Origin of the sequence: Halomonas sp. B23F22_3 (assembly GCF_043496965.1) — a bacterium.
In the GTDB taxonomy this organism is placed as follows: Bacteria; Pseudomonadota; Gammaproteobacteria; order Pseudomonadales; family Halomonadaceae; genus Halomonas.
Map to the genome: position 1 here is coordinate 747883 of NZ_JBIEKG010000001.1, position 26057 is coordinate 773939.

The 26057-nt window shown below is 69.6% G+C and carries 30 protein-coding genes; 14 read left to right on the forward strand and 16 right to left on the reverse strand.

The window, feature by feature from the left end; genetic code table 11:
• Window positions 1-102: 102 nt before the first annotated feature.
• The 3 genes from ACGTNG_RS03360 to aguA all read left to right on the forward strand — a co-directional run bounded on the left by ACGTNG_RS03360 (window position 103) and on the right by aguA (window position 4238).
• Window positions 103-1527, forward strand: a complete 1425-nt coding sequence (locus ACGTNG_RS03360; protein WP_394575469.1) for an aminotransferase — start codon at window positions 103-105, stop codon at window positions 1525-1527.
• Window positions 1528-1641: 114 nt separating this feature from the next.
• Window positions 1642-3108: a Na+/H+ antiporter NhaC family protein gene (locus ACGTNG_RS03365; RefSeq protein ID WP_444875017.1), complete on the forward strand. Its 1467-nt coding sequence runs from the start codon at window positions 1642-1644 to the stop codon at window positions 3106-3108.
• Between the two features lie 8 nt (window positions 3109-3116).
• A complete protein-coding gene (gene aguA, locus ACGTNG_RS03370) occupies window positions 3117-4238 on the forward strand; it encodes an agmatine deiminase (protein ID WP_394575470.1) in 1122 nt (373 codons plus the stop codon).
• A gap of 166 nt (window positions 4239-4404) precedes the next feature.
• On the opposite strand, the gene ACGTNG_RS03375 is transcribed toward aguA, so the two are convergent.
• Both ACGTNG_RS03375 and ACGTNG_RS03380 read right to left on the reverse strand, forming a co-directional pair.
• Window positions 4405-5112: an extensin-like domain-containing protein gene (locus ACGTNG_RS03375; protein WP_394575471.1), complete on the reverse strand. Its 708-nt coding sequence runs from the start codon at window positions 5110-5112 to the stop codon at window positions 4405-4407.
• A gap of 44 nt (window positions 5113-5156) precedes the next feature.
• Window positions 5157-5333 (reverse strand): hypothetical protein, encoded by a 177-nt coding sequence (locus ACGTNG_RS03380; protein ID WP_394575472.1) that lies wholly within the window; start codon window positions 5331-5333, stop codon window positions 5157-5159.
• 132 nt (window positions 5334-5465) lie between these two features.
• Between ACGTNG_RS03380 and ACGTNG_RS03385 the strand changes: the two genes are divergently transcribed.
• Both ACGTNG_RS03385 and ACGTNG_RS03390 read left to right on the forward strand, forming a co-directional pair.
• The gene (locus tag ACGTNG_RS03385; protein ID WP_394575473.1) at window positions 5466-6461 is read left to right on the forward strand and encodes an LLM class flavin-dependent oxidoreductase; all 996 of its coding nucleotides are present in this window, start codon (window positions 5466-5468) and stop codon (window positions 6459-6461) included.
• Between the two features lie 147 nt (window positions 6462-6608).
• Window positions 6609-7007, forward strand: a complete 399-nt coding sequence (locus ACGTNG_RS03390; protein WP_394575474.1) for a hypothetical protein — start codon at window positions 6609-6611, stop codon at window positions 7005-7007.
• Between the two features lie 21 nt (window positions 7008-7028).
• Here ACGTNG_RS03390 and ACGTNG_RS03395 read toward each other — a convergent pair whose 3' ends face one another.
• The 7 genes from ACGTNG_RS03395 to ACGTNG_RS03425 all read right to left on the reverse strand — a co-directional run bounded on the left by ACGTNG_RS03395 (window position 7029) and on the right by ACGTNG_RS03425 (window position 14007).
• Entirely contained in the window at window positions 7029-7835 is an 807-nt protein-coding gene (locus tag ACGTNG_RS03395) for a M48 family metallopeptidase (RefSeq protein WP_394575475.1), read from the reverse strand.
• A 5-nt stretch (window positions 7836-7840) separates the two neighbouring features.
• Window positions 7841-8272 carry a type II 3-dehydroquinate dehydratase gene (aroQ, locus tag ACGTNG_RS03400; RefSeq protein WP_394575476.1) on the reverse strand — a complete coding sequence of 144 codons (432 nt, stop codon included), beginning with the start codon at window positions 8270-8272 and terminating at the stop codon, window positions 7841-7843.
• A 60-nt stretch (window positions 8273-8332) separates the two neighbouring features.
• The gene (glnE, locus tag ACGTNG_RS03405; protein ID WP_394575477.1) at window positions 8333-11314 is read right to left on the reverse strand and encodes a bifunctional [glutamate--ammonia ligase]-adenylyl-L-tyrosine phosphorylase/[glutamate--ammonia-ligase] adenylyltransferase; all 2982 of its coding nucleotides are present in this window, start codon (window positions 11312-11314) and stop codon (window positions 8333-8335) included.
• A 76-nt stretch (window positions 11315-11390) separates the two neighbouring features.
• Window positions 11391-11762, reverse strand: a complete 372-nt coding sequence (locus tag ACGTNG_RS03410) for a diacylglycerol kinase (RefSeq protein ID WP_394575559.1) — start codon at window positions 11760-11762, stop codon at window positions 11391-11393.
• A 19-nt stretch (window positions 11763-11781) separates the two neighbouring features.
• Window positions 11782-13230: a D-alanyl-D-alanine carboxypeptidase/D-alanyl-D-alanine endopeptidase gene (gene dacB / locus ACGTNG_RS03415; RefSeq protein WP_394575478.1), complete on the reverse strand. Its 1449-nt coding sequence runs from the start codon at window positions 13228-13230 to the stop codon at window positions 11782-11784.
• A gap of 31 nt (window positions 13231-13261) precedes the next feature.
• On the reverse strand, window positions 13262-13591 hold the full coding sequence (locus ACGTNG_RS03420; RefSeq protein ID WP_394575479.1) for a DMT family transporter: 330 nt from the start codon (window positions 13589-13591) through the stop codon (window positions 13262-13264).
• Window positions 13588-14007, reverse strand: a complete 420-nt coding sequence (locus tag ACGTNG_RS03425; protein WP_394575480.1) for a PACE efflux transporter — start codon at window positions 14005-14007, stop codon at window positions 13588-13590. Before ACGTNG_RS03425 ends, ACGTNG_RS03420 begins: the two co-directional genes overlap by 4 nt.
• A gap of 119 nt (window positions 14008-14126) precedes the next feature.
• Between ACGTNG_RS03425 and ACGTNG_RS03430 the strand changes: the two genes are divergently transcribed.
• Window positions 14127-15020, forward strand: coding sequence for a LysR family transcriptional regulator (locus ACGTNG_RS03430; protein ID WP_394575481.1), 894 nt, complete (start codon window positions 14127-14129; stop codon window positions 15018-15020).
• Window positions 15021-15026: 6 nt separating this feature from the next.
• Here ACGTNG_RS03430 and trmB read toward each other — a convergent pair whose 3' ends face one another.
• The gene (trmB, locus tag ACGTNG_RS03435; RefSeq protein WP_394575483.1) at window positions 15027-15716 is read right to left on the reverse strand and encodes a tRNA (guanine(46)-N(7))-methyltransferase TrmB; all 690 of its coding nucleotides are present in this window, start codon (window positions 15714-15716) and stop codon (window positions 15027-15029) included.
• 203 nt (window positions 15717-15919) lie between these two features.
• Here trmB and ACGTNG_RS03440 point away from each other — a divergent pair, with 203 nt between their 5' ends.
• The 3 genes from ACGTNG_RS03440 to ACGTNG_RS03450 all read left to right on the forward strand — a co-directional run bounded on the left by ACGTNG_RS03440 (window position 15920) and on the right by ACGTNG_RS03450 (window position 18599).
• Complete coding sequence (locus ACGTNG_RS03440) at window positions 15920-17812, forward strand: beta-ketoacyl synthase (protein WP_394575560.1); 1893 nt, start codon at window positions 15920-15922, stop codon at window positions 17810-17812.
• A complete protein-coding gene (gene coaD / locus ACGTNG_RS03445) occupies window positions 17809-18288 on the forward strand; it encodes a pantetheine-phosphate adenylyltransferase (RefSeq protein ID WP_394575484.1) in 480 nt (159 codons plus the stop codon). The genes ACGTNG_RS03440 and coaD overlap by 4 nt, the downstream gene beginning before the upstream one ends.
• A gap of 62 nt (window positions 18289-18350) precedes the next feature.
• Entirely contained in the window at window positions 18351-18599 is a 249-nt protein-coding gene (locus ACGTNG_RS03450; RefSeq protein WP_394575485.1) for a YfhL family 4Fe-4S dicluster ferredoxin, read from the forward strand.
• A gap of 52 nt (window positions 18600-18651) precedes the next feature.
• On the opposite strand, the gene ACGTNG_RS03455 is transcribed toward ACGTNG_RS03450, so the two are convergent.
• Entirely contained in the window at window positions 18652-18972 is a 321-nt protein-coding gene (locus ACGTNG_RS03455; protein ID WP_394575486.1) for a hypothetical protein, read from the reverse strand.
• Between the two features lie 152 nt (window positions 18973-19124).
• Here ACGTNG_RS03455 and ACGTNG_RS03460 point away from each other — a divergent pair, with 152 nt between their 5' ends.
• The 3 genes from ACGTNG_RS03460 (at window position 19125) to ACGTNG_RS03470 (ending at window position 22469) form a co-directional block, all read left to right on the forward strand.
• Window positions 19125-20495 (forward strand): MATE family efflux transporter, encoded by a 1371-nt coding sequence (locus ACGTNG_RS03460; protein ID WP_394575487.1) that lies wholly within the window; start codon window positions 19125-19127, stop codon window positions 20493-20495.
• Between the two features lie 70 nt (window positions 20496-20565).
• Window positions 20566-21876, forward strand: a complete 1311-nt coding sequence (locus tag ACGTNG_RS03465) for a short-chain fatty acid transporter (protein ID WP_394575489.1) — start codon at window positions 20566-20568, stop codon at window positions 21874-21876.
• A gap of 89 nt (window positions 21877-21965) precedes the next feature.
• The gene (locus ACGTNG_RS03470) at window positions 21966-22469 is read left to right on the forward strand and encodes an acyl-CoA thioesterase (protein WP_394575490.1); all 504 of its coding nucleotides are present in this window, start codon (window positions 21966-21968) and stop codon (window positions 22467-22469) included.
• A 35-nt stretch (window positions 22470-22504) separates the two neighbouring features.
• Here the strand turns inward: ACGTNG_RS03470 and ACGTNG_RS03475 are convergent, their stop codons facing one another.
• The 3 genes from ACGTNG_RS03475 to ACGTNG_RS03485 all read right to left on the reverse strand — a co-directional run bounded on the left by ACGTNG_RS03475 (window position 22505) and on the right by ACGTNG_RS03485 (window position 23869).
• Complete coding sequence (locus ACGTNG_RS03475; protein ID WP_394575491.1) at window positions 22505-22825, reverse strand: I78 family peptidase inhibitor; 321 nt, start codon at window positions 22823-22825, stop codon at window positions 22505-22507.
• Window positions 22826-22905: 80 nt separating this feature from the next.
• Window positions 22906-23037, reverse strand: coding sequence for an entericidin A/B family lipoprotein (locus ACGTNG_RS03480; protein WP_394575492.1), 132 nt, complete (start codon window positions 23035-23037; stop codon window positions 22906-22908).
• A gap of 85 nt (window positions 23038-23122) precedes the next feature.
• A complete protein-coding gene (locus ACGTNG_RS03485; protein WP_394575493.1) occupies window positions 23123-23869 on the reverse strand; it encodes a sulfite exporter TauE/SafE family protein in 747 nt (248 codons plus the stop codon).
• 132 nt (window positions 23870-24001) lie between these two features.
• Between ACGTNG_RS03485 and ACGTNG_RS03490 the strand changes: the two genes are divergently transcribed.
• Window positions 24002-24439 carry an HIT domain-containing protein gene (locus tag ACGTNG_RS03490; RefSeq protein ID WP_394575494.1) on the forward strand — a complete coding sequence of 146 codons (438 nt, stop codon included), beginning with the start codon at window positions 24002-24004 and terminating at the stop codon, window positions 24437-24439.
• A gap of 28 nt (window positions 24440-24467) precedes the next feature.
• Here the strand turns inward: ACGTNG_RS03490 and ACGTNG_RS03495 are convergent, their stop codons facing one another.
• Together ACGTNG_RS03495 and ACGTNG_RS03500 are read right to left on the reverse strand one after the other, a co-directional pair.
• Window positions 24468-24827 carry a hypothetical protein gene (locus tag ACGTNG_RS03495; RefSeq protein ID WP_394575495.1) on the reverse strand — a complete coding sequence of 120 codons (360 nt, stop codon included), beginning with the start codon at window positions 24825-24827 and terminating at the stop codon, window positions 24468-24470.
• Entirely contained in the window at window positions 24824-25360 is a 537-nt protein-coding gene (locus tag ACGTNG_RS03500; RefSeq protein WP_394575497.1) for a hypothetical protein, read from the reverse strand. Before ACGTNG_RS03500 ends, ACGTNG_RS03495 begins: the two co-directional genes overlap by 4 nt.
• A 190-nt stretch (window positions 25361-25550) precedes the next feature.
• On the opposite strand from ACGTNG_RS03500, the gene ACGTNG_RS03505 reads away from it, so the two are divergent.
• Window positions 25551-26024 (forward strand): Dps family protein, encoded by a 474-nt coding sequence (locus ACGTNG_RS03505; protein ID WP_394575498.1) that lies wholly within the window; start codon window positions 25551-25553, stop codon window positions 26022-26024.
• Window positions 26025-26057 lie beyond the last annotated feature (33 nt).

Below are 26057 nucleotides of genomic sequence, written 5' to 3' on the forward strand. Positions count from 1 at the left end.
CCTTACGAGGGCGGCGCGAGCCACCGATATACCCCAATCAGGATATGTCGCCGGCCTATCGGGCCTGGCTAGGCTGACCTCCACTCGACAGGAGGGATTGCCATGACCACAACGACCACCATCACCCGCCCCGCCGCCAAGACGCCCGCCCTCGATGCCAGGGCCCTCTGGCAGAAGGACAGGGATCACTTCATTCACCCCTTCACCGACTTCAGCGTCTTCCACGAGGAAGGCTGTGACCTGATCACCGACAGCGACGGCATCTACGTCCAGGACGCCAAGGGCAACCGTTTCATCGACGGCATCGCCGGCCTGTGGTGCGTGAACGTCGGTCACGGTCGCGCCGAGATCGGCCAGGCCATGGCCGACCAGGCCACCCGCATGGCCTACTTCTCGACCTTCAACAACCTCTCCAACGCACCGGCCGCGGAGCTCGCCGCCAAGCTCGCCGAGCTGGCGCCCGCGCACCTCAATCACGTCTTCTACACCTGCGGCGGTTCGACGGCCAACGACGCCACCATCCGCCTGGTGCACTACTACTTCAATCGACTGGGCAAGCCGAACAAGAAGCGCATCCTCTCGCGCAATAACGCCTATCACGGCACCACCTACCTGGCCGCCAGCCTGACCGGCATCGAGAGCAACAACTGGGAGTTCGACACCCTCGACCACCTGGTCACCCACCTCAGCGAGGCCAACTGCTATCGCCGCCCCGAGGGCATGAGCGAGGCCGAGTACTGCGATCACCTGGTCGAGGAGTTCGAGGACACCATCGCCGAGATCGGCGCCGACAATATTGCCGCCTTCATCGCCGAGCCGATCATGGGCGCCGGCGGCGTGCTGGTGGCCCCCGAGGGCTACCACAAGCGCATGCAGGCGGTATGTCGGGCCCACGATATCCTGCTCATCGCCGACGAGGTGGTCACCGCCTTCGGCCGCCTGGGGCACGTCTTCGCCTCCGAGGCGGTGTTCGACACCCAGCCGGACATCATCAACTGCGCCAAGGGGCTGTCGTCGGGCTATGCGCCGCTGGGCGCCACCCTGATCTCCGACGCGATCTACGAGGTGCTGGGCACGCCCCAGCGCAAGGGCGGCGTGTTGAGCACCGGCTTCACCTACTCCGGTCATCCGGTGAGCTGCGCGGCGGCGCTCAAGAACATCGAGATCATCGAGCGCGAGGGCATCTGCGAGAACGTCCGCGAGGTGGGCCCCTATCTGGAGCAACAGCTCAAGACCCTGTCCCGCCATGAAACCGTCGGTGACGTGCGCGGTAGCCACTTCATGATGTGCCTGGAGAACGTGGCCGACAAGGACACCAAGGCGCTGCTGCCGGTGGAGGCAAGGGTCGGCGACCGGGTGGCCGCCGAGGCCCAGAAGAGAGGCTTGATCATTCGTCCGGTGGGGCATCTGAACATCGTCTCGCCACCGCTGATCTGGACCCGCGAGACCGTCGACCGGGTGGTCGCCATCCTCGACGAGGCCTTCACCGCCACCACGGCATCGCTACGCAAGGACGGTTACCTGTAGACGGTTAACGCTAACCCGCCGGGAAATGCCGCCTGTATCACTCGGCATTTCCCGGCGGGTCGAGCCACGGCGCAATGAGCAACCACAACAATTCAACAACAAAGGTTAATGACCATGTCACACTCTCCTTCGAGCTCGAAGGCCCACCCACAAGGATTCGGCAGCGCCACCAAGGGTGGCCTGATATTTCTCGCTGTCGTGCTGATGGCAAGCCTCAGCAGCTTCGCTCTTGTCGACGGCGACGACTATGGCCTCTACAGCCTGCTCCCAACCGCAGTGGTGCTGGGCATGGCCATCATCACCCGACGCACCATCGAATCGCTGCTGGCCGGCACCCTGGTCGGCCTGTTGATGGTCGACCCGACCACCGTGGTCACCCAGGGCTCGGACATCCTGCTGGGCGTGCTCGGCAACGACACCGTCACCTGGATCATCCTGGTCTGCGGGCTGTTCGGCAGCCTGATCGCCCTGCTGGTCAAGACCGGCGGCGTGCTCAGCTTCGGTGACACCATGGCCAAACGCATCCACACCAAGCAACAGAGCCTGCTGACCACCTGGCTGCTGGGTCTGATCATCTTCGTCGACGACTACCTGAATGCCCTGACCATCAGCGCCTCGATGAAGAAGATCACCGACCGCTTCAACATCTCCCGGGAGAAGCTCGCCTACATCGTCGACTCCACGGCGGCACCGATCTGCATCCTGGTGCCCTTCTCCACCTGGGCGGTGTTCTTCGCCGGCCTGCTGGAGGAGAACGATGTCAGCGGCAACGGCATGGCCCTCTATATCGAAGCCATTCCCTACATGTTCTATGCCTGGATCGCCGCCGCCATCGTGCCACTGGTGGCGCTGGGCTGGATACCCGATATCGGCCCGATGAAGGCCGCCGAGGCGAGGGCCGCAGGTGGCCAGATCATTCCGGATGGCGTGGAAGACACCACCTTGGAGATCGACGACAACCAGCCCCGTCCGCACCTGCTCAACTTCCTGCTGCCCATCGTCACCCTGATCTTCTTCACCTGGTACTTCGACATCGACATCCTGCGCGGCGTGATCGTGGCACTGGCGGTGATGCTGGTACTGATCGGCGCCCAGCGGCTGCTGAGCTTCCATGACACCTTCGATACCGCCCTGGACGGCTTCAAGGCCATGATCATGCCACTCGGCACCCTGGTGGCCGGTTTCACCCTCAAGGAAGTCAATGATGTGCTCGGCCTGACCGACTTCGTCATCGCCACGGTGCAACCGCTGATGACGCCCGGCATGCTGCCGGCCGTGGTCTTCGTGACCATGGCCTTCCTGGCCTTCGCCACCGGCTCCTTCTGGGGACTCTTCGCCGTGGCCATGCCCATCGTGCTGCCGCTGGCCGCAAGCGTCGACGCCAACATGCCGCTGGTGGTGGGCTCGCTGATCTCGGCCAGCGCCTTCGGCAGTCACGCCTGCTTCTATGGCGACTCCACGGTGCTCTCCGCCCAGGGCAGCGGCTGCACCCCCATGGCACACGCCCTGACCCAGCTGCCCTACGTGCTGATTGCCGCCGCCATCGCCACTGTTGTATTCCTGACGGTCGGCCACCTGTGAGAATTGACATGACGACACACGATCACCCCGGCGCCCCGGCGGGCGCCCCCCACGGGACCCCGGCCGCCCAGGGCTTCTCCATGCCGGCCGAGTTCGCCCCCCACGACGCCTGCTGGATGCTGTGGCCCCAGCGTCCCGACACCTGGCGCTACGGCGCCAAGCCCGCCCAGCAGGCCTTCGTCGAGGTGGCCACGGCCATCGCCGAGAGCGAGACGGTGTTCATCGGCGTCAACGACGACCAGTACGAGAACGCCCGCTTCCAGCTGCCCGACCACGTGCGGGTGGTGGAACTCTCCAGCAACGATGCCTGGATGCGCGACGTGGGGCCCACCTTCCTGACGCACCCGGACGGACGACTGGCCATGGTGGACTGGGAGTTCAACGCCTGGGGAGGCCTCGACGGCGGCCTCTACTTCCCCTGGGACAAGGACCGGCGCATCCGCACCAAGATCGCCGAGATGCTCGGGGTGGCGCGCTTCACGGTACCGGTGATGCTCGAGGGTGGCGCCATCCACGTGGACGGAGAAGGCACGCTGATCGCTACGGAGGAGTGCCTGCTCAACGCCAACCGCAACCCGGATCTGACCAAGGCCCAGATGGAGCGATTGCTGCGCGATACCCTGGGGGTGGAGACCATCCTGTGGCTCCCGCGCGGCTGCTACCGGGACGAGACCGACGGCCACGTCGACAACCTGTGCTGTTTCGTCGCCCCCGGCGAGGTCGCCCTGACCTGGTGCGATGACCCGGACGACCTCCAGCACGCCATCTCCCGGGAGGCGCAGGCGCTGCTGGAGGCGTCGGTGGATGCCCGGGGGCGGACGCTCAAGGTGCACCGGCTGCCCCAGCCGGGACCGCTCTACATCGCCGAGGACGAGGCCAACGGCATCGACCGCCTGCGCCATTCGCACCCGCGGCGCCCCGGCGACCGGATGGCTGGCTCCTACGTCAACTTCTACATCGGCAACGAGGTGGTGGTGATGCCGCTGCTCGACCCGGCCCGTGACGACGAGGCCAGGGTCATCATCCAGGACCTCTTCCCCAGCCGCCGGGTGGTCGGCGTGCCGGCCCGTGAGATCCTGCTCGGGGGCGGCAACATCCACTGCATCACCCAGCAGCAGCCCCGCCCCTGAAGCGAGCCCACACGCCTCGCTGGCGACGAGGCGTGTGGGCCCTTCCGGCGGCTCATGGCGTGCTGGTCGTGGGATGGACCGACCCTCGACAGCGACGGCGTCATCCCGCGCAAGCGGGGCGACGGCCATCGACGAGGACGTCATCAACGTCGCACGCTGAACGCGTTCAGCGGCAGACCCCATAGCCGCGCATGCCGAGATGGAAGTGATCGGCGTGGGCGGCGTTGTAGTCCGGACCCAGCACGGTGCCGAAGACATCACAGGCGCCCTGCTGGGCCCGTTTCAGAAATTCGCCCTCGACATCGTCGTCGCCCCAGTCGCCGGGCAGCGCGATGCGCCGGCCGTTGGCGAGCCGATAGGCGGCCACGTCCAGCGCCTCCGCCGTGGCATGCTGGCTGCGGCGCGCGTCCTCGCGGCCGTAGACGTTACGGCAGGCGAAGCTGCCATAGTGCTCCACCGCGGCGACGGGCTCGCCGAACAGCGCGCGGGCGGCGGGCTGCAGGCGATGGCGCTCGTAGCGTAGCCAGGCCACCGTCAGTGGGCAGGTGGCCACGAAGCTCGAGCTGAACGTCACGCCCGAGCGCTCGAGCCGCACCACGTTCTCGAGCGGGCAGCCCGCCACCGGCTCATGATCGGCCAGCGGCGTGAAGGCCAGCGCCGGCTCGGCGCTGCGCTCCAGCACCGCCCGGCACGCCTCGGGATCGCCCTGAAGACGGCCGAGCTTCCAGCGGGTCACCGGCGTCGGCGGGTCCGACACGGACAGCGGCCCCCAGGGGTTCCAGCCGGCGGGAAGCGTCAACGCGCCCTTGTCGAAGGCGATGCCGACGCCAACAGCGACCATCCCCAGCAGCAGGATCAGGGTCCGTCCGCGCATGCCGCTCTCTCCCGTCGCGTCGCCTCCATGGCCGGCGCTCGCGCTCAGAGTATCAGGCTGATGATCAGCGCCGAGCCCCCCACCACCAGGGCGGTGAACACGGCCAGGATGACCAGGCGATCCAGCCAGCGATCGAACACCGCCCAGTCGATGCGGCGCGAACGGCGATGCGGAGTGGCTCCGCGCCGGCGTGACGGGGAGCCCGAGGACCTGGGCGACATGAGCAAGCTTCCTTGTGCTTCCGGTCCCTTGAGCTTAAGGGGAGCCTCGAGGCGAAGCCAGCGGCTGCCGCCATTGTGTCGCGCGGCGATCGTCCCCATATAACGTTGAGCAAGCTAACGACTGGAGCCCCTATGCCCCGCCTCAACGAGACTCCCCTCTCCGTGCTCGACCTGGCCCCGATCCGCGAGGGCGGCGCCATCGCCGACACCTTCCGCGAGAGCGTGGCGCTGGCCCAGCACGTCGAGGGGCTCGGCTACACCCGCTACTGGCTCGCCGAACACCACGGCATCGAGGGCATCGCCAGCGCGGCCACCGCGGTGCTGATCGGCCATGTCGCCGGCGCCACCGAGCGCATCCGGGTAGGCAGCGGCGGCATCATGCTGCCCAACCATCCGCCGCTGGTCATCGCCGAACAGTTCGGCACCCTGGAGACCCTCTATCCCGGCCGCATCGACCTGGGACTGGGGCGCGCGCCGGGCTCCGACGGTCCCACCATGGCCGCGCTGCGTCGCGATCCCCACGCGGGGGTCGACGACTTCCCCCAGCGGCTGGCCGAACTCGAGGGCTTCCTCGACGAGGCGCGGCCGGGCCAGCGCGTGCGCGCCGTGCCCGGCCAGGGCACTCGCGTGCCGCGCTGGCTGCTCGGCTCCAGCGACTTCAGCGCCCGGCTGGCGGCCCGCGAGGGGCTCCCCTTCGCCTTCGCCGCCCAGTTCGCCCCGGCCCGGCTGCTGGAGGCGCTCAGGGTCTATCGCGACAACTTCCGGCCCTCGGCGGTGCTGGACCGGCCCCACGCCATGGTCGGCCTGCCGGTGATCGCCGCCGACAACGACCTGCATGCCGAGTACCTCGCCTCCACGGCACGCCGCAAGTTCCTGGGACTGATTCGCGGCGCGCCCACCCGCGCCCTGCCGCCCGTCGAGACGCTCGATTGGTCACCCAGGGAGCAGGCCCAGGTGGAGCAGTTCCTGGGGGCCGCGGTGATCGGCGGCCCCGAGACGGTGCGCGAGGGCCTGGAACGCGTCCTGGCAGAGACCGGCGCCGACGAACTGATGCTGCACACCGACGTCTACGCCGCCGAGAATCGCCTGCGCAGCTACGAGCTGGTCGCCGAGGCATGGCGCGCATGACCCGGCCTGCCGCCCCGCTCGAGTGGCTGCTTCGGCCCGACGCCGGGGGTGAACCCCGGGAACGAATGCCCCGCCCCGGCCTCCAAAGGGCAGCCATCCATGCCGTGCCGGCGTCGCCGACACGACTCTCATACCTCGGAGCCCTGCATGCCCGATTCTCGTGACCCCCGCCACAACGCCGCCTGGCGCGCCGCCCAGCAGTGGCAGGAACGTGCCCGTCAGACTCGCCCGGGCGGCCCCCTGGGCGGCCTGAAACTGCTCTTCACCTGGCTGCTGTTCGGCGCCATGATGATCGTCGCCATGGTGCTGGGACTGTTCTTCCTGCTCGTCGGCTGGGCGATGATGCCCTTCCTGCGCCACCGCATGAAGAAGCGCATGGAGCAGATGCGCGCCGACCAGGCGGAGGACGTGGGCGGCGGCGTTCACTACCGCGAGACCTACTATCGCGAGAGCCGTCGCGGCGGTAGCCACACCCACGAGCAGCAGGTGCTCGAGGGCGATTACGAGGTCAGAGAGGACGAGCGCGCGGATCGCCCCCGCGACTAGGATCGCGGCATGCGGCGCCGACTAGCCGGCGCAGCGTGCCCTGGAGGCGTTGCGGAAGGACGCCATGGCATCACTCATGTCGCGCTCCAGGGCCTCGATGCGGGATCCGTGGGCCGGGTGCGTGGAGAGGAACTCCGGCGGCTGGCCGCCGCCCGCCTCGGCCATGTTGCGCCACAGGGCGACGCTGTGGCGCGGATCGAAGCCGGCCGTCGCCATGAGGGCGAGCCCCATCTGGTCGGCCTCCTCCTCATGGGCACGACTGAACGGCAGGGCGATGCCGAGGCGCGCCCCGATCCCCAGCGCCTGCCGAAGCCCCTCCCCGGCCAGCTCCCCCTCGCCGACGAGCCCCACCACCAGCAGAACGGCCTTGATGCCGAGCTGCTGGGTGAAGCGCTCGTTACCGTGGTCGGCCAGGACGTGAGCGACCTCGTGGCCGATCACCGCGGCCAGCTGGTCGGGGGTCTCGGCGACCCGCAAGAGCCCGGCATGCACGCCGATGCGCCCGCCCGGCAGGGCGAAGGCGTTGGGGCTGGGATCATCGAACACCACCACCTCCCAGGCCTCGGGCATGCCCGCCTCGGGATAGCGGGTCGCGGCCGCCGCGACCACCTCACGCGTCACGCACTGCACGAGCCGATTGGCGGCAGGGTCGCGGGCGATGGGGCGCGTCCGGCGCATCGCGGCGAAGGCGTCGTCGCCCATCTCGGCCATCAGCCCCTCCGGCACCAGCGCCAGCTGTGATCGACCGGTCGGCGTCTCGCCGCAGCCGGCCAGCGCCAGCAGGGTCACCAGGGCGGCGAGGCCAAAGCGTCTGCTCGTTCGCCGCATCGCGCCTACCCCGCCATCACCGCGTCCAGGGCGGCGCGATAGCCCTGACTGCCGAGCCCCGCGATCACCCCGTCGGCGCGCAGCGAAACGTAGGAGTGATGGCGGAAGGCCTCGCGCTTGTGCACGTTGGAGAGGTGCACCTCGATCACCCGACCGTCGAAGGCGTTCAGGGCGTCGAGGATCGCCACCGAGGTGTGAGTGTAGGCGGCGGGGTTGATGATGATCGCCGCGGTGCCGTCCAGGCGCGCGGCCTGGATGAGATCGATCAGCGCGCCCTCGTGGTTGCTCTGCCGGCAGGCGATCTCCCAGCCCCCCAGCGCCGCCTGCTCATAGAGGGCGTTGTCGATGTCCTCCAGGGTCTCGTGGCCGTATACCTCAGGCTGCCGAGTGCCGAGCAGGTTGAGGTTGGGGCCGTGCAGGACCAGTACCTTGTGCATGTCGTCGCCTTCCTTGAGGGTGATGTCGGCTTGAGAGTGAAATCGGTCTTCGGGTATCGATCAGGACGCCGGCTCGAGCAGGCGCCGCCAGAGCGTGATGACGGCGTCGCGATGTTCCCGGAAATCGGCGTTGCGCCCGCGCGCGGGCTCGCCGGTCAGCGCCGCGCGATGGGCGGCGGTGCGACAGGCCAGGTAGGCCTCGCGCAGGCGCCGGCACTCGTCGGCGGGCAGCCGCTCGGTTGCCTCGAGGGTCTCGAGGATGCGCATGTTGTCGCTGTAGGCCAGCAGATCGGGAGTCTCGTGGCCCATGGAGAGCACCGCGAACTGGCAGAGGAACTCGATATCCACCATGCCGCCGGCATCGTGCTTGAGGTCGAAGTCATCGCCCTGGCCCTTGCTGCCGAGGTGGTCGCGCATCTTGTGGCGCATCTTCACCACCTCCTCGCGCAGCGCCGCGAGGTCGCGCTCGCGGCCGAGGATCTCGCCACGCAGCGCATCGAAGCGCTCGGCCAGCGTCCGGTCGCCGGCCACCACCCGGGCCCGCACCAGCGCCTGGTGCTCCCAGGTCCAGGCCTGCTCGCGCTGGTAGTCGGCGAAGGCGTCCAGCGTCGAGACCAGAAGGCCCGAGTTGCCCGAGGGCCGCAGGCGCATGTCGACCTCATAGAGGCTGCCCGCCGGGGTCACGGCGGTGAGCAGGTGGATGATGCGCTGACCCAGCCGGGTGAAGAAGACGGCGTTGTCGATGGGCCGCGCGCCGTCGGTGCTGCCCTGGGTGGCGCCGTCGTGGAGGAACACCAGGTCCAGATCGGAGCCGTAACCGAGCTCGATGCCGCCGAGCTTGCCGTAGCCGACGACCAGGAACTCCGGCGCGCTGCCGCAGCGCCCTTCGCCTCGACGCTCCGGAAAGCCGTGCTTGCGGGTCATGTGCTGCCAGGCCATGGCCAGCACCGCCTCCAGCACCACTTCGGCGATGTAGGTGAGGTAGTCGCTGACCTTCATCAGGTGGCGGGTGCCGGCGATGTCGGAGGCCGCCACGTGCAGCACCTGGGCGTGCTTGAAGACCCGCAGCGCCTCGAGCTGGGCCTCCTCGTCATCCTCGGGGATCCGCCCCAGGGCCTGGCGCAGCTCGTCGGCCAGGCGCGCCTTGTCGGCGGGGGTGTAGAGGGTCTCCGGGGTCAGCAGCTCGTCGAGCAGGATGGGGTGGCGCGCGAGCTGGGTGGCTATCCAGGGGCTGGCGCTGCACAGCTTCATCAGGTGCCCCAGGGCCTCCGGGTTCTCGCGCAGCAGCGCCAGGTAGGCGGTGCGGCGCAGCACCGCCTCGATCAGCGGCAGCACCCGCTCCAGGGCGAGGTCCGGCGTCTCGCTGACGGCCACGGCGTCGAGCAGAAGCGGCATCAGGGCATCGAGCCGCTCGAAGCCGATGCGCTGCATGGCCTTCACCGGGCGGGCGTGGCGCAGCGTGCGCAGCCGGCGCACGGCGACCTCGGGCTCGGCCAGCCCGGCCTCCTCGAGCAGCGAGCGGGCCTCGTCGTCCTCCAGCTCGCCGCGCCACAGCGCGCGCCACTCCTCGAGGCTCGCCACGTCGGTGTCCTCGGGCTCAGCGGCCTCCTCGACCTCCTCCTCGGGCTCGGCGATGACGGCGTCGAAGTGCCGCCGCACCCGCTCGCGCACCTCGTCGAGCCGCGCCATCACCGCCGGCCAGTCCTCCATGTCCAGCGCCAGGGCCACCCGCTCGCGGTCGATGTCGCCGTCGGGCAGGGTCTGGGTCTGGCGATCCTCCAGGGCCTGCAGCCCATGCTCCAGGTCGCGCAGGAAGACGTAGTCCGGGGTGAGCTCATCGACCACCTCGCGGGGCAGCAGGCCGAGCTCGGGCAGGCGCGCCAGGGCGGTCTTGAGCGAAGTGACCTGCAGCTCGGTGTCGCGCCCGCCGCGGATCAGCTGGAAGGCCTGGACCACGAACTCCACCTCGCGGATGCCGCCGGGGCCGAGCTTGATGTTGCCCTGCATGCTGCGGCGGCGCACCTCGCGGTTGATCATCGCCTTGAGCTCGCGCAGCGATTCGATGGCGCCGAAGTCGAGGTACTTGCGATAGACGAAGGGGCGCAGGCTCGCCAGCAGCTCGGCGCCGGCCTCCAGGTCGCCGGCCACCGGGCGCGCCTTGAGCATCGCGTAGCGCTCCCACTCGCGGCCCTGGTCCTGGTAGTAGCCGGCAAGCGAAGCGAAGCCGCCCACCAGCGGCCCGCCGTCGCCCAGCGGGCGCAGGCGCATGTCGACCCGGAAGGCGAAGCCGTCGGCGGTCACGGCATCGAGGGCGGCGATCAGCTTCTGGCCGAGCTTGGTGAAGTACTCCTGGTGTTCCAGGGACTTGCGTCCGCCCTCGGTCTCGCCCTTCTCGGGGAAGGCGAAGATCAGGTCGATGTCGGAGGAGAGGTTGAGCTCGCCAGCGCCGAGCTTGCCCATGCCCAGCACCACCAGGCGCTGCTCGCTGCCGTCGCGGCGTGGGGCGGGCCTCCCCCAGCGCGGCGCGAAATGCAGCTCCAGCCAGCCAAGCGCGCCCTCCAGGCAGGTCTCGGCGAGCCGCGATACGGTGGCCGCGGTGCCCCACATGTCGAGGCCAGGCGGGCGGGTCAGGTCGCGCCAGACGATGCCCAGCATGCGCGCGCGGCGAAAGCGGCGGATGGCGGCGTGCAGGGCCGCCTCGTCCTCGGCGGCCTCGAGCCGTTCGTCGAGCCACTGGCGCAGCGCCTCCGCCGTGGGAGGCTCGTCGAGCTCGCCGCTGGCATCCAGGTGCAGCAGCCACTCGGGATCGCGCACCAGGGTCTCGGCGACGAACGAGGAGATGGCGAGCACCCGGGCGAGTTGCCGGCGGCGCTCGTCCGACAGCGACAGCCAGTCTTCCAGCGGCGAGTCGCCCCCGGTCATCTCGGCCAGGTTCTCGGCCTGCTCCAGCGAGCTCGCCAGCCGGTCTCGGGTGTGCGCCAGGGGAGCCTTCAGCGGCTCGGGAATGTCATCCAGCGGCAGGAAGTCGTCGGGCAGGGCCATGGGCGTCTCGCATCCGGTTCTCGAATGCCTTCAGCATAAGCGAAGCCGGCCCCGCCCCATAACCCGGCCGGGCGCCTCAGGCGAGGAATTTCTGCCAGGCCAAAAGGCCCCAGGTCAGCCCAGCGAGGGCGAGCGCCAGCATCACCGCCGCCGAGCCGATGTCCTTGGCCCGGCCGGCGAGCTCGTGACGCTCGGGGCCGATACGATCCACCGCGCACTCCACGGCGCTGTTGAGCAGCTCGACGATCAGCACCAGCAGGCAGCTGCCGGCCAGCAGGATCCACTCCACCGGCCCCTCGCCGATCCACACCGCCAGCGGGAGCAGCAGCAGGCAGGCCACGACCTCCTGGCGAAACGCCGCCTCGTGGAGAAAGGCCGCGCGGAGCCCCTTGAGCGAGTAGCGGGTCGAGTGAATCAGGTGGCGCCAGCCGGTGTAGCCAGGCTTCATGTCGGTCGCTCCGGTGGGCTCAGTGGGCATCGATCATCTCTTCCAGGTCGGCGGCCAGCGGGTCGAGTACCTGGCGCCAGCCGAGCCACGGCGTGGTCGCGGTGCCGTTGACCAGGGCGCTGAACACCCCCCACTGCCCGGAGCGGGTGCGGAAGTAGCCGCCCACGGCGCGCACCGCCACCGGCTGGTTGAGGGTGCCGGTCTTGAGCATGACGTGATGCTGGAAGGTGGCCGAGCCGCGCCGGTGGAAGCGCATCACGCCGTTGCCCGGCGACTGCAGGGCGGCGACGAAGCTCGGGAACAGCGACGGGCGGTGGTACATGTAATCCAGCAGGGCCGTCACCCCGGCCGCCGAGGTGCGGTTCTCGGGGGTCAGGCCGCTGCCGCTGCGCAGGGTGACGGGGCCGTGATCGGGGATACCGGCCACGAAGGCCTCCAGCGCCGCCCCGCCCTGCGCAAGGCTGGCCCGCGGCGTCTCGACCAGGCTCAGGGTCAGCACATCGGCCATGAAGTTGTTGGAGTAGTTGAGGGTGCGCAGCAGCAGCTCCTGCAGCGGCTCACCGTCCACCGCGGCCAGCCGACGGGCCGAGGCCGGCGGCTCGGTAGCCGCCACCGCGACGCCGTCGCCGAGCGTGATGCCGGCCTGCTCGAGCATCGCTCGCAGGGTGTGTGCGGTCTGCCACGCCGGATCGGAGCTCGCCCGGTAGACTTGGCGCGGCCGGGCATTGGTGGAGATCTGCCCGCGCAGCACCATGATGTCCTCGCCGTCGCGCTGTACCCGCTCGGCGTTGAGTTCGGTGCCGCTGTCGTCCGGTTTGGTCTCGACGTGGTTGTCGATCTCGACGATCGGCGCCTGGCTGTCGCAGCTGTCGATGCGCGCCGACTGGCCGGCCGTGGCGGCGGGCGCCACGGAGACACACCAGCTGCCGAAGTTGACCCCGGCCGAGGAGAGCAGCGCGCTGTAGGCGTTGTCGACCCGTTCCCGCGCCTCGCAGCGATCGGTGGTCAGGCACTCGACCGGCCCGTAGCGCCACTGGCTGATCACCAGCCGACCCTCGACACGCCGCACGCCGGCCTGATGCAGGCGCTGCACCAGGCGCCACAGGTCCTCGCTGGTCAGGGCGGGATCGCCGCCGCCGTCGAAGACCAGATCGCCCGCCAGCACGCCCTCGGCATCGGGCTCGACCGTGCTCACCAGCCGGCTGGTGAAGCGGTGCTGGGGGCCGAAGCGCTCCAGCGCCGCCGCCGCCACGTAGACCTTGGAGACCGAGGCCGGTGAGAGCTGACGCTCGGGCTCGATGGCTCCCAGGCGCTCGCCATCGCCGAGCAGCCGCGCCTCGGCGCCGATCAGAAAGCCCTTGTCGGTAAGCTCACTCAGGCGTTCGAAACCCTGCGACTCGGCGACGTGCGCCTCGGCGAGCAGGGGCAGCAGCGCCAGCAGCGTGCAGAAAAGTGGTCGACGAAACATGGGACCTCCAGGCATGACCAGGGGCCCAAGCTTAATGGGACGCGACCGAAGAGAACACCTGAATCACCACCACGCCGCCCACGATCATCGCCAGGCCCAGCAGCGCCGGCAGGTCCGGCTTCTCGCCGTAGACCAGGATGCCCACCAGGGTCACCAGCACGATGCCGAGCCCCGCCCAGAAGGCGTAGGCGATGCCCACCGGCAGGAATTTCAGCACCAGGGCCAGCAGGTAGAAGGCGAGCCCGTAGCCGACCAGCACCAGCACGCTGGGCCACAGGCGCGTGAAGCCCGCCGAGGACTTCAGCGCGCTGGTGGCGACCACCTCGGCGATGATGGCGAGCGCCAGATAGAGATAGGTCATGCGGCCTCCTGGCGCGCCAGCCGGCGGCGCATCACGCGATCGAAGGCGGTGTTGAAGACCAGGGCGTAGACCAGGAAGAACAGCATGAAGCCGAGGTCCAGCCAGAAGGCCTCGACCAGGCCGATCTCGAGCCACCAGGCCACCACCGGCAGGGTGGCGATCAGCAGGCCCAGCTCGAAGCCCAGCGCCTGGGCGATGCGCTGGGCCAGGCTGCGCCGCCGGGTCGGCACCCAGATATCGAACAGCCTATTCCATACCAGGTTCCAGAGCATCGCGGCGCTGGCGAGCCCCACCGCCATGACGCCGATGGCCCCGGTATCGTGGCCGCTGAGCACGCTGCTCAGCGGAATCACGATGGCCAGGCCAAGCGCCTCGAACAGCACCATGTGGGTCACGCGCTCTTTCCAGGAACGCATCATGCACCTCCTCACCCGTGAACGGCCGAGGCGCGTGGCCTCGACGATGGTCCGCATTCTAGCCATGATGACGATGGATGCGAGTTGGAAACCATCAGAAAAACAGATAGGTCACGACCATGCGCTGGAGCCTCGATCAGCTGGAGATCCTCATCACCTGCGCCGAGCGGGGCTCCTTCTCCTCGGCCGCGCGCCACCTGGGTCGCGCCCAGTCCGCGATCAGCACCGCCATCGCCCACCTCGAGGCCGACCTCGACTGTCCGCTGTTCGACCGCAGCGCCCGACTGCCCCGCCTGACCCGCGCCGGCGAGGCGCTGCTCCACGAGGCCCGGGCGGTGATCCGCCAGTGCCAGCGGCTGGACGCCCGCGCCCAAGCGATCGCCCAGGGCGAGGAGGCCCGGTTGGTGCTGGCCATCGACGAGGCCCTGGTGGAGATGCCGCCGGTGGACGAGACCCTGGAGGCGCTGGCGCGCCACTACCCTGCCCTGCAGCTGACCCTGCTCTACGGCGCCCAGGGCGACATCGCCGGCTGGGTGGAGGATCGCACCGCCGATCTCGGCATCCTGCTGCGCCAGCAGGGCCAGGGCCCGATACTGGAGGGCATCCGCATCGCGCATCTGCAGCAGGCGCTGGTGGTGGCCCGCCACCATCCGCTGGCCGCGCTCCCGGCGCCGACCGTCGGCGACCTCGCCGCCCATCGCCAGCTGCTGATCGCCTCCCGCGGCGAGCGCGACAGCCAGGCACCGGTCGCGACGCAGTTCTGGCGACTCAACAGCTTCTACTCCATGGCCGAGCTGGCCACCCGGGGGCTCGGCTGGGCGCTGGTGCCGCGCCACATCGCCCGCTACCCGCCCTTTCGCGACGACCTGGTGGAGCTCACGGGCGAAGGGCTCGGCATGGCGCCGGTGATCGAGGTGGAGACGGTCTCGCGGCGCGACGGCGCCGATGGCCCCATCGCCCGCTGGCTGCGCCACACCCTCGGCGAGCGCTTCCGCGATCGCCGGGGGCGCTGACGCCCCTCAGCCGGGGGGCACGAGCTCCGGAGCATGGGGCAGCTCGACCACCAGCCGCCACAGCGCCTGGCCGCTGGCATGGTACTTCTGCTCGAAGGGCGTCAGGCACTCGGATGCCGGCGTGAAGGGCTCGGCCGCGGCCGTCACCCCGGTGGCCTGGGTCACCGCCAGGGCGAACTCCTCGACGTAGGTGCGCCAGTTGGAACGCAGCTCCAGCCGACCGCCCAGCGCCAGGACTGCCGGCAGCACCGGGTGCCCCTGCCAGCGCATCTTGAGGTGCGCGGCCTTGGGGTAGGGGTTGGGGTAGAGCAGGAAGTGACGCTGAGGGCGCCAGCCGGCGTCCAGGGCCAGGCGCCAGAAATCCACCAGGTCGGCGCGCACCAGCAGGGCGTTGTCCGGCAGCCGGCCGTGATCCCGGGAGAGGCGATCGGCGCTGCGATCCACGCCGATCACCGAGCAGTCGGGGAAACGCGCGGCCAGCCGTCGGGTCGAGAGCCCCACCCCGCAGCCCGCATCGAGGATCAGCGGCGCCTCGCCGCGCTCGCCGAGCCACGCCTGCGCCGCGGCGAAGGCCTCGCGGGTGTGCGTGGCGAACGGCTTGCGCAGGGGATGCGCCAGGGCGCGGGCCACGCGGCGGGAGAGGTCCTCATGGGGGCCGGCCTGGGGGCTTTCGATGGATCGCGAACGGGCAGTCATGGCAGCGGGCTCGGGGGCGGGAAAGGGGCGACGTATTCTACCAGCCGCGTGTGATAGATCCATGAACCGCCGCGCCGGGTGCCGGGGCCCCGGCATGACGCCAACGCGGGCCGGGTGCTATGATCGACGGTCTAAGATTGCAGCCACGACATCAACCGCACAACGAGGAATCCGGCTTGCCACACTTACCGGTGATCGTCGGCATGGGCGGCGTGAATCCCGCCGGCCGAACCTCGGGCCACCAGGCATTTCGCCGTACCGTGCTCGATGCCCTGCCCGACGACGTTCAGGCCCGCACCCTGCTCGGCCTCGCGGCCATGATGCGCCTGGCCGACGGCCAGGCCGATGGCGCCTGGCATGACGCCCAGGGCCATGCCCTGGATGCCGCCGGGATCGTCGAGCAGACCCGCCAGCAGGTGCTCGACCATACCCTGATCCGGCGCATCGAGGATGGGCGCTTCAACGAGGAGGGCCTGCCGGCCAACCGCAAGGCGAGCCTCGCCCTCGACGCGCCGCTGACCTTCCGCATCCGCCGCCGCCAGCTGCCTGACGACCTGCCAGCTACCTGGCAGGTGCGCGAGCTCGACCGCCAGAACCTGGAAGTCACCGTGCCCGCCGGCAGCATGGACGTGATGCTGCCCGAGACGCGCCAGGCCCAGGTGCGCGCCGCCGGCCAGCTGCCGACCGGGTTCGAACCGAGCCGTCTCTATCGCAGCGTGCACCACCCCCGCGGCCTGGCGATGACGATCTTCGCCGCCAGCGACTGCCTGGGCGACAGCGGCCTGGAGTGGGACAACCTGCGCGACCGCCTGGACCCCGACCAGATTGCCGTCTATGCCGGCAACTCCATCGGCCAGCTCGACGACGAGGGCTGGGGCGGCCTGCTCAAGAGCTTCAGCTCCGGCAAGCGCGCCACCTCCAAGCAGATGCCGCTGGGCTACGGCCAGATGCCCGCCGACTTCCTCAACGCCTATGTGCTCGGCAGCGTGGGCGGCACCGGGGCGGCGCTGGGCGCCTGCGCCAGCTTCCTCTACAACCTGCGCCTGGGCGTGGACGACATCCGCGCCGGCCGCCGTCGGGTCGTGATGGTCGGCACCGCCGACGCCCCGATCACCCCCGAGATCATCGAGGGCTTTCGCAGCATGGGGGCGCTCGCCGACGACGACGGCCTCAAGGCCCTCGACGCCCTCGAGCTGCTGACCGATGCGGACTATCAGCGCGCCTGCCGCCCCTTCGCCCGCAACTGCGGCTTCACCATGGGGGAGTCCAGCCAGTTCGTGATGCTGATGGACGACGCCCTGGCGCTGGAGACCGGCGCCGACATCCTCGGCAGCGTGCCGGCGGTGTTCGTCAATGCCGACGGCTGGAAGCGCTCGATCTCGGCGCCGGGCATCGGCAACTACATCTCGCTGGCCAAGTCGGCCGCGCTGGTGCGCGACATGCTCGGCGAGACCGCGCTTCGCGAGCGCACCTTCCTGCATGCCCACGGCACCAGCACGCCCAAGAACCGCACCACCGAGTCCCACGTCTTCGACCGGGTGGCCCGCGCCCACGGCATCACCGACTGGCCGGTGGTGGCGGTGAAGGCCTTCGTCGGTCACTCCCAGGGCAGCGCCGCCGGCGACCAGCTGACCAGCGCCCTGGGCAGCTTCGCCCACGGCCTGCTGCCCGGCATCTTCACCCTCGACGCCGTGGCCGACGACGTCCATGCCGAGCACCTGCGCCTGTTTCGCGATCCGCTGCCCTTCACCGCGGACGCCGCCTTCATCAACGCCAAGGGCTTCGGCGGCAACAACGCCACCGGCGTGGTGCTCTCTCCCGCGGTCACCGAGCGGCTGCTGACCAAGCGCCACGGCGAGGCCGCGATGAGCGACTGGCGGGCACGCCGCGAGGCCACCCGCGAGGTCGCCGCGGCCTATCACCAGAGCGCCGACCGTGGCCACTTCCAGGCCCGCTATCGCTTCGGCGAGGGCGTGCTGGAGGGCCCGGAGCTCGAGGTCGGCCGTGACCGGATCCACATCCCCGGCTATGCCCAGCCGGTCTCGCTGGCCGTCGACAACCCCTTCGGACGCCTGGAGGACGAGGGCGACTCATGACTACCGCCGTCTACCCGGGGACCTTCGACCCCATCACCAACGGCCACTTCGACCTGATCGAGCGCGCCTCGCGCCTGTTCGACAAGGTGGTGGTGGCCATCGCCACCAGCCCCGGCAAGGGGCCGGCGCTGGACCTCGACACCCGCATCGCTCTCGCCCGGGAGGTCGTCGCCGCGCTCGGCAACGTCGAGGTGGTCGGCTTCTCGGGGCTGATGACCGAGTTCATGAAGCAGCAGCAGGCCCGCGTGCTGCTGCGCGGCCTGCGCGCGGTCTCCGACTTCGAGTACGAGCTGCAGCTGGCCAACATGAACCGTGCCCAGATGCCGGAGCTCGAGACGGTCTTCCTGACGCCGGAGGTCGAGAACTCCTACATCTCCTCCACGCTGGTCCGCGAGATCGCCCGCCTCGGCGGCGACGTCTCGAAGCACGTGCACCCCAGGGTCGCCGAGACGCTGAACAGCCATTACAATACCTGACTCTGACGCTCGGGATTATCCCCGAGCTCGCTTGCCGGCCAGCGACTTCCGTGAGGTACCCCATGGCCCTGATGATCACCGACGAGTGCATCAACTGCGACGTCTGCGAACCCGAATGCCCCAACGGCGCCATCTCGCCGGGGGAAGAGATCTACATCATCGACCCGAACCTCTGCACCGAGTGCGTCGGCCACTACGATGAGCCGCAGTGCCAGCAGGTCTGCCCGGTGGACTGCATCCCGCTCGACCCGGAACGCCCGGAGAACCGCGACGAGCTGATGGAGAAGTACCACCGCATCACCGCTGCCTGACGCACCGGCGGGGCCGCCCGACCGCCGGTGCGCCCCGCCAGTCCACCCTGCCCTAGCGCTCGTCGGCGCGCCGGCTCACGCTGCAGCCCAGGCAGCGCCGGAAGGTCGCCTCGGCGGGGGTCTTGATCAGGGTCTCGGCGGCCGTATCGACGTTGCCGCCCAGGGCCGAAAACGGCAGCGACATCAGGAAGATCGCCGTGCCGCCCAGCGTCGCGGCCGCCAGCAGCGGACGGGCGACGACCGCATCGAGGATCATCGCCCCGCCGCTCGGCTCGATCCTCTCGTCGTTGCCGACGGCCATGGCCGGCTGCCCCGCCACCGACATGGCCAGCACCAGCACAAGCCCCATCCCCATACCGTTCATTCGCTTCATCGTGTCGCTCCCTTTCGCACGCGTTCCACTCGGGGCGCGTTGACGCCCTCGCCATCTCGTTCAAGCGTAGCTGGATTTCAGGGCGATCAAGCGGTTGCACCTTCGCGCCACTCCGCCCATCCTGCCGCCTTCGCGTCTCGACCGGAGCCATCGTGACCTCTTCCTCTACCACCACCCCGCCCGCTCCTCAGCGTATCTGGGCGCTGGCCTGGCCGATCATCCTCTCCAACATCACCGTGCCGCTGCTCGGGCTGGTGGATACCGCGGTGGTCGGCCACCTGCCCGACTCGCGCTATCTCGCCGGGGTGACCCTCGGCGCCACGCTCTTCAGCTTCCTCTACTGGGGCTTCGGCTTCCTGCGCATGGGTACCACCGGCCTCACCTCCCAGGCGGTGGGGCGCGAGGCGGACGGCGAAGTGCGCAACCTGCTCGGCCAGTCGCTGCTGCTCGCGCTGGTGATCGGCCTCGCGCTGATACTCGCCGGCGACCCGCTGGTGGCGCTGGGGCTGTGGCTGCTCGACGGCAGCGCGGCGGCCACCGAGCTCGCCGCGGAGTACGCCCGCATCCGCCTGCTCTCGGCGCCGGCGGTACTGGCCAACTACGCCATCCTCGGCTGGTTCCTCGGCCAGCAGAATTCACGGGTCACCCTGGCGATCCTGGTGCTGACCAACGGCGTCAACATCGCGCTGGACCTGCTGTTCGTGGTGGGGCTGGGCATGACCAGCGACGGCGTGGCCTGGGCCACGGTGATCGCCGACTACACAGCGCTGGCCTTCGGCCTGTGGCTGGTCTCGCGCCAGCTCCAGTGGCTCTCGGGGCGCTTCCTGCGCAGCCAGATCCTGCGCCTGAGCGCCTACGGCGAACTCTTCCGGGTCAACGCCAACCTCTTCGTACGCACCCTGGGCCTGCTCTTCGCCATGGCCTTCTTCACCTCCCGCGGCGCCGCCCAGGGCGACACCGTGCTGGCCGCCAACGCCGTGCTGCTGCAGTTCATCATGCTGACCAGCTACGCCCTGGACGGCTTCGCCCATGCCGCCGAGGCGCTGGCCGGGCGCGCCGTGGGGCGCCGACGCTTCGACGAGTTCGGCGAGGTGGTCAAGAGCGCCGCGCGCTTCTCGCTGCTCACCGCCGGCGCGGCCGCCCTGGCCTTCGCCCTGGGCGGCGAGGGGCTGATCGCGCTGCTCACCGGCCTGCCGGAGGTGCGGGAGACGGCCGGGGCCTACCTGCCCTGGATGGTCGTCATGCCGCTGGTCGCGGTGTGGAGCTACCTGCTGGACGGCGTCTTCATCGGGGCGACCGCGATCCGCGAGATGCGCAACAGCATCTTCGCCGGCCTCGCCGTCTACCTGCCGCTCTGGTGGCTCACCCAGGGACTGGGCAACCACGGGCTATGGCTCGCCTTCCTGGCCTTCGCCACGGTGCGCTCGGGGGTGCTCGCGGCCTACTACCGGCACCATCGCCGCACCCGCTGGCGCCATGACGCGACGGCCGCCCGCGTTGACGACGTGCCCCGCCCCGGGTAGCACAAGCCTCTGAGACTGCGCTACTTTCTGTCGGGTACGCCACACAAGACAACAGAACAAGGGAACTCTCATGCTCAAGGCTCTATCACGGCCGGCCGTCAAGCTGGTCGAGAGGTACTTGCCCGACCCCTACATCTTCGTGCTGCTGCTGACGGTCATCGCCGCCGCCGCGGCCATCGCCGTGGAGCGCCAGACGCCACTGGCGGTACTGCGTTTCTGGGGCGATGGCTTCTGGAACCTGCTGACCTTCTCGATGCAGATGCTGCTGGTGCTGGTCACCGGCTTCATGCTGGCCAGCTCCCCCCCCGTCAGCCGCCTGCTGCAGAAGCTCGCCGGCCTGGCCAACAACGCCGGCGCCGCCATCCTGCTGGTGACCCTGGTCTCGCTGGCCGCCAGCTGGATCAACTGGGGCTTCGGCCTGGTGGTCGGCGCGCTGTTCGCCAAGGAGCTGGCTCGCCAGATCCGCGTCGACTATCGGCTGCTGGTGGCCAGTGCCTACTCCGGCTTCGTCGTCTGGCACGGCGGGCTGGCCGGCTCCGTGCCGCTGGTGGTCGCCACCGAGGGGCACTTCGCCGTCGAGCAGATCGGCGTGATCGGCACCGGCGAGACCATCTTCTCGCTGTTCAACATCGCCATCGTGCTCTGCCTGTTCGTGGCGGTGCCGCTGGTCAACCGGATGATGCTTCCGGACGAGAAGGACAGCGTCTACATCGACCCCGCGCTGCTGGGTGAGACCGAGACGAAGCGGCCGCGCATCACGCGCCCGGCGGAGCGCCTCGAGAACAGCACCACGCTCGCCTGGCTGGTCGGCATCCCCGGCCTGCTGTTCCTGTTCGACCACTTCGTCCTACAAGGCGGCGGCCTCAACCTGAACGTAGTGAACTTCCTGTTCCTGTTCCTGGCCATCGTGCTCCACCGCACGCCCCAGAGCCTGCTGAACAGCCTGCACGAGGCGATCAAGGGCGGCGCCGGGATCGTCATCCAGTTCCCCTTCTACGCCGGGATCATGGCGATCATGGTGCAGTCCGGGCTCGCCGAGACGCTGTCCGGCGCGCTGATCTCCTTCGCCACCGAGGCGACCCTGCCCTTCTGGTCCTTCATCAGCGCCGGCATCGTCAACATCTTCGTGCCTTCCGGCGGCGGCCAGTGGGCCGTGCAGGCCCCGGTGATGCTGCCGGCCGCCCAGGCCCTTGGCGTGGACATCCCCCGGGTGGCCATGGCCGTGGCCTGGGGCGACGCCTGGACCAACCTGCTGCAGCCCTTCTGGGCCCTGCCGGTGCTCGGGATCGCCGGCCTCAAGGCCAAGGACATCATGGGCTTCTGCCTGATCCAGCTGCTGATCACCGGTATCATCATCGCCGTCGGCCTGACCTGGTTCTGAACCGAGCCGAACGCGCCACGACGACGCCTCGCTCCCCCTTCCGGGGGGCGAGGCGTTATGCTTCATGAAACCTTGACGGAAACCCTGCGATGGACGATCAAACCCTCCCCGGCCAGCACGAGCTCTCGATGACCGTGCTGATGACCCCGGACATGGCCAACTTCAGCGGCAAGGTGCACGGCGGGGCCATCTTGAAGAAGCTCGACGAGGTGGCCTACGCCTGCGCCAGCCGCTACGCCGGCCACTACGTGGTGACGCTGTCCGTCGATCAGGTGCTGTTCAAGCAGCCGATCCACGTCGGCGAGCTGGTCACCTTCCTGGCCTGCGTCAACCACGTGGGCAGCTCCTCCATGGAGATCGGCATCAAGGTGGTGGCCGAGGACATCCGCCACAAGATGATCCGCCACACCAACAGCTGCTACCTGACCATGGTCGCCGTGGACGACCACGGCAAGCCGGCGCGGGTGCCGCCGCTACGGCTGGAGACCCGTCTGCAGAAACTGCGCTTCGAGAAGGCGGCCCTGCGCAAGAAGCTGCGCAAGCAGGCCGAGGAGGAGGAGCGCCGCACCCAGGAGGAGCACGGCGAACTCTAGCCGGAAAGGCCTCGAAGGCCTGCCGGCGGCGGCGCTCAGCCGCAGTCGATGGCGGTGATGATGTCGCGCTCGTCCAGCCGCACGTTGAGGCGGTCCTGGCGATAGTCGAGGGTGGCGGCCGTGCCGGGGTGCAGCACCCGCAGGGTGGTCGCGCCGCTCTCGGCCTGCAGCGTCTCGCCGAGCGTGGCGCTGAAGCGCTGCCCGACCCGGCCCTGCAAGGCTGCGACATCGCAGGTATTACCGGCGGTCACGCTGGGCGGAGGCGGCGCGGGCGCCGGGGCTGGCGGGTTCGATCCGCCGGCGCAGCCGGCCAGCAGCAGGGCGGCGGCGATCGGCGCGAGTGCCTTGGGTGACATGCTTTCTCCTCGTCCATGATGGCGGGCCCCACCGGAACGGTCAGTCGCCGTTCTGGCGGGTAGCGGCCCCATACGCTGACTCAGTAGCTGGATTTCTGGATGGCCTCGCCGCCCTCCTCGATGTCCTGGCCGGCGCCACGGATGGTGTTGCAGCCGCCGAGCAGCGACGCGGTGAACAGCGCGACGAGTACCAGTGCGAGTGTCCGTTTCATGCTTGCCTCCTCGAGCTTCTCGATGTGCGGTGAGGGAGTGATGCTCCTTCAATCTAGCACGCGACCGCCGTCGTCACCGAGGGGGCTACCCCAGCAGCAGCCGCAGGATGATCGCCAAGATGACCGCAAGGGTCAGCCACTTGACGATGAGGGCCCCGCGCGGGCTCATGTTGACCTTCACCGCCAGCCAGGCGCCCAGCATGCTGCCCGCCGCCAGCACTAGGCCGTAGCTCCAGCGCACCTGGTCGTTGATCAGGAAGATCGCCAGGGCCGGCAGGGTATAGACCAGCACGATCAGCACCTTGAAGACGTTCACCTGGGCCAGGTCGATCTTCAGCATGCGATAGAGCACCACGATGAAGAGGATCCCCACGCCGATCTGGATGAAGCCTCCATAGAGGCCGATGGCGAACATCGCCAGATAGACCGCGGGCGTGAGGCGCTCGGCGGTGAGCGGGCGGGTCTCCACCCGCGGCTGGGGCAGCAGCATCAGCACCGCCGAGCCCGCCATCACCGCGATCAGGATCGCCTCGAACAGGGCATCGTCGGTCTGCAGGGCCAACCAGGCGCCGACCAGCGAGCCGGCGACCGCCGGCACCGACAGCCGCAGGGAGAGCCCCAGGTGCGAGGCGCCCGCGCGCAGGAAGCTGGCCACCGCCGAGACGCTCTGCAGGGCCACGGAGACCCGATTGGTGCCGTTGGCCGCCTGGGGCGGCAGCCCCAGGAACATCAGCAGCGGCAGGGTGAGCATCGAGCCCCCGGCGGCGAGCACGTTGATGAAACCGGCCAGGGTGCCGATGGTCAGCAGGGCGAGGGCCTCGAGCAGCGTCATGATGGCGTCCGTGCGTAGCGAGTCGAAGGCCGCCCAGCATACCGGCCCGGCGCGTCCGGGGGAATCTGACCGCACAGCCCCGCTGTGCCATCATGGGCGCGAGAGGGATGGCCCAGCGAAAGGAGAAGAGCGATGCCGGATTTCGAGCCCGATGCCCGCCTGGTGGCGGATACCTACCCGATCACCGAGCTGCCGCTGTGCCAGCTGCGGCTGATGGACGACGCGCGCTTCCCCTGGCTGGTGCTGGTGCCGCGCCGCCACGAGGTCAGCGAGGTGTTCGAACTCGACGACCGGGCCCAGCGGCAGTTGTGGCGGGAGGCCACGGCGGTCGGCCGGGCCCTGCTCGAGGCCCTCGAGGGTGACAAGCTCAATATCGCCAGCCTCGGCAACGTGGTCGCCCAGCTGCACGTGCATGCGGTGGTGCGTCGCCGCGAGGATGCCGCCTGGCCGGCGCCGGTCTGGGGCCATGGCCGGGCCGAGCCCTACGACCCGGACGCCCTGGCCGACATGCGCGCCCGCATCCTGGCCGAGCTGGAACGGCTGGACCTGGACGCTGGCGATCAGAACTGAGGCGACCGGGACGCGGGGGGCGCCGTCTTCAGGGGAGCAGCCCCAGCCGCGCCTGGAGGTCGGTGAGAAACGGATCCAGCAGGCCCGGCGGCAGCGCCCGGCCGCCCCGGGTGGCGATGGCCTCGACCCGGCTGCCGCCCTCTTCGCCCGGCGAGAGGCGCAGCGAGACGCCATAGCCCGGCATGCGGGCCAGCACGGCGTCCAGTCGCCCCAGGTCGTCGTCGGCATGGCGAATCACGTAGCCCCGTTCCATCAGCAGCTGTATCGCCGCGCGCAGGGTCGTCTCGGGCGCTGCCGCCAGGCGCAGCTCGCGCGGCGCGACAGTCGCCGGCGAGGCACAGCCGGCGAGCCACGCCGTCAGCAGCAGGATGAGCAGTGCACGGGTCATGACGCCCCCCCGGCCGGAACGGCCTGGATGGCACGGCGCAGGTCGCGGCAGAAGTCGGCGTCGCTGGCGCTGCGCGATTCGCGCAGGTCGCCCCGCCAGTCGATCAGGCGAATGTCGCGGGTCACGCGAAGCCGACGCTCATCGACCACCACCGAGACCCGCTCCGCGCGGGTCGCCTCGTCGATGCCCGGCCCGAACCCTCCGCCGACGCCGAGCACCACGCCCGTGCCCACGTGGCCTCCGCTGCCCCCGCTCACGAAGCCGCCGATGCGCGGCAGGCGTTCGATGCCGTTGTCGTGATAGATGGTGGTGCGGGCCCGATCGGCGCTGACCAGCCCCAGCGACGCATCGGTGTGGCGCACCACGAAGCCCTCCGCCTCAAGGGCGGTGATCACCCGGGGCAGGTCATCGCCGGGCCCTGCGGGCCAGCGGCACTCGGCGGAAGGGGCGGGCTCGGCCACCGGCAGGGTCGTCGGCGTCATCTGACACCCGGCCAGCACGCCCGGCAGCAGCCACAGCAGCCATCTGCGCATGGAATCGTCTCCTGAAACGGTGGCCTTCAGTCTAGGCCGGACGCCGCGGCGACGATACGCCCGGCCTTGAATCTCGCCGCCGCCGCCCGCAGGTCATCGACATCGGCTATGGTGGCCATGCAGAGAATCGACTTACTCGCGACCACCGGACCACCGTACCCTAGCCGTCAAGCGATCAAGGAGGCATTGCATGAGCGAGACCAACACCATCGGCCTGCACGAATCCAGCGCCAGCCAGCTCGCCGAGAAGCTCAACGAGCTGCTCGCGAACTACCAGATCTTCTACATGAACGTGCGCGGCTATCACTGGAACGTGAAGGGGCGGCAGTTCTTCCAGCTCCACGAGAAGTTCGAGGAGTTCTACACCGATCTGCTGGTCAAGGTCGACGAGGTCGCCGAACGCATCCTGACCCTGGGTCACACCCCGGTCCATGCCTACAGCGACTACGTGAAGATCTCCCGGATCCAGGAGGACAAGAACGTCCACGACGGAGAAGCTTGCGTGCGCGGCGTGCTCCAGGGGTACCAGACGCTGATCGAGCTGCAGCGCGAGCTGCTCTCGCTGGCCTCCGACGCCGATGACGAGGGCACCGCCGCCCAGGCCGGCGACTACATCCGCGAGCAGGAGAAGACCGTGTGGATGCTGGGCGCCTACCTCGGCTAAGCGGCCCCTGCCCGACACCGCGAGTCCATCCGG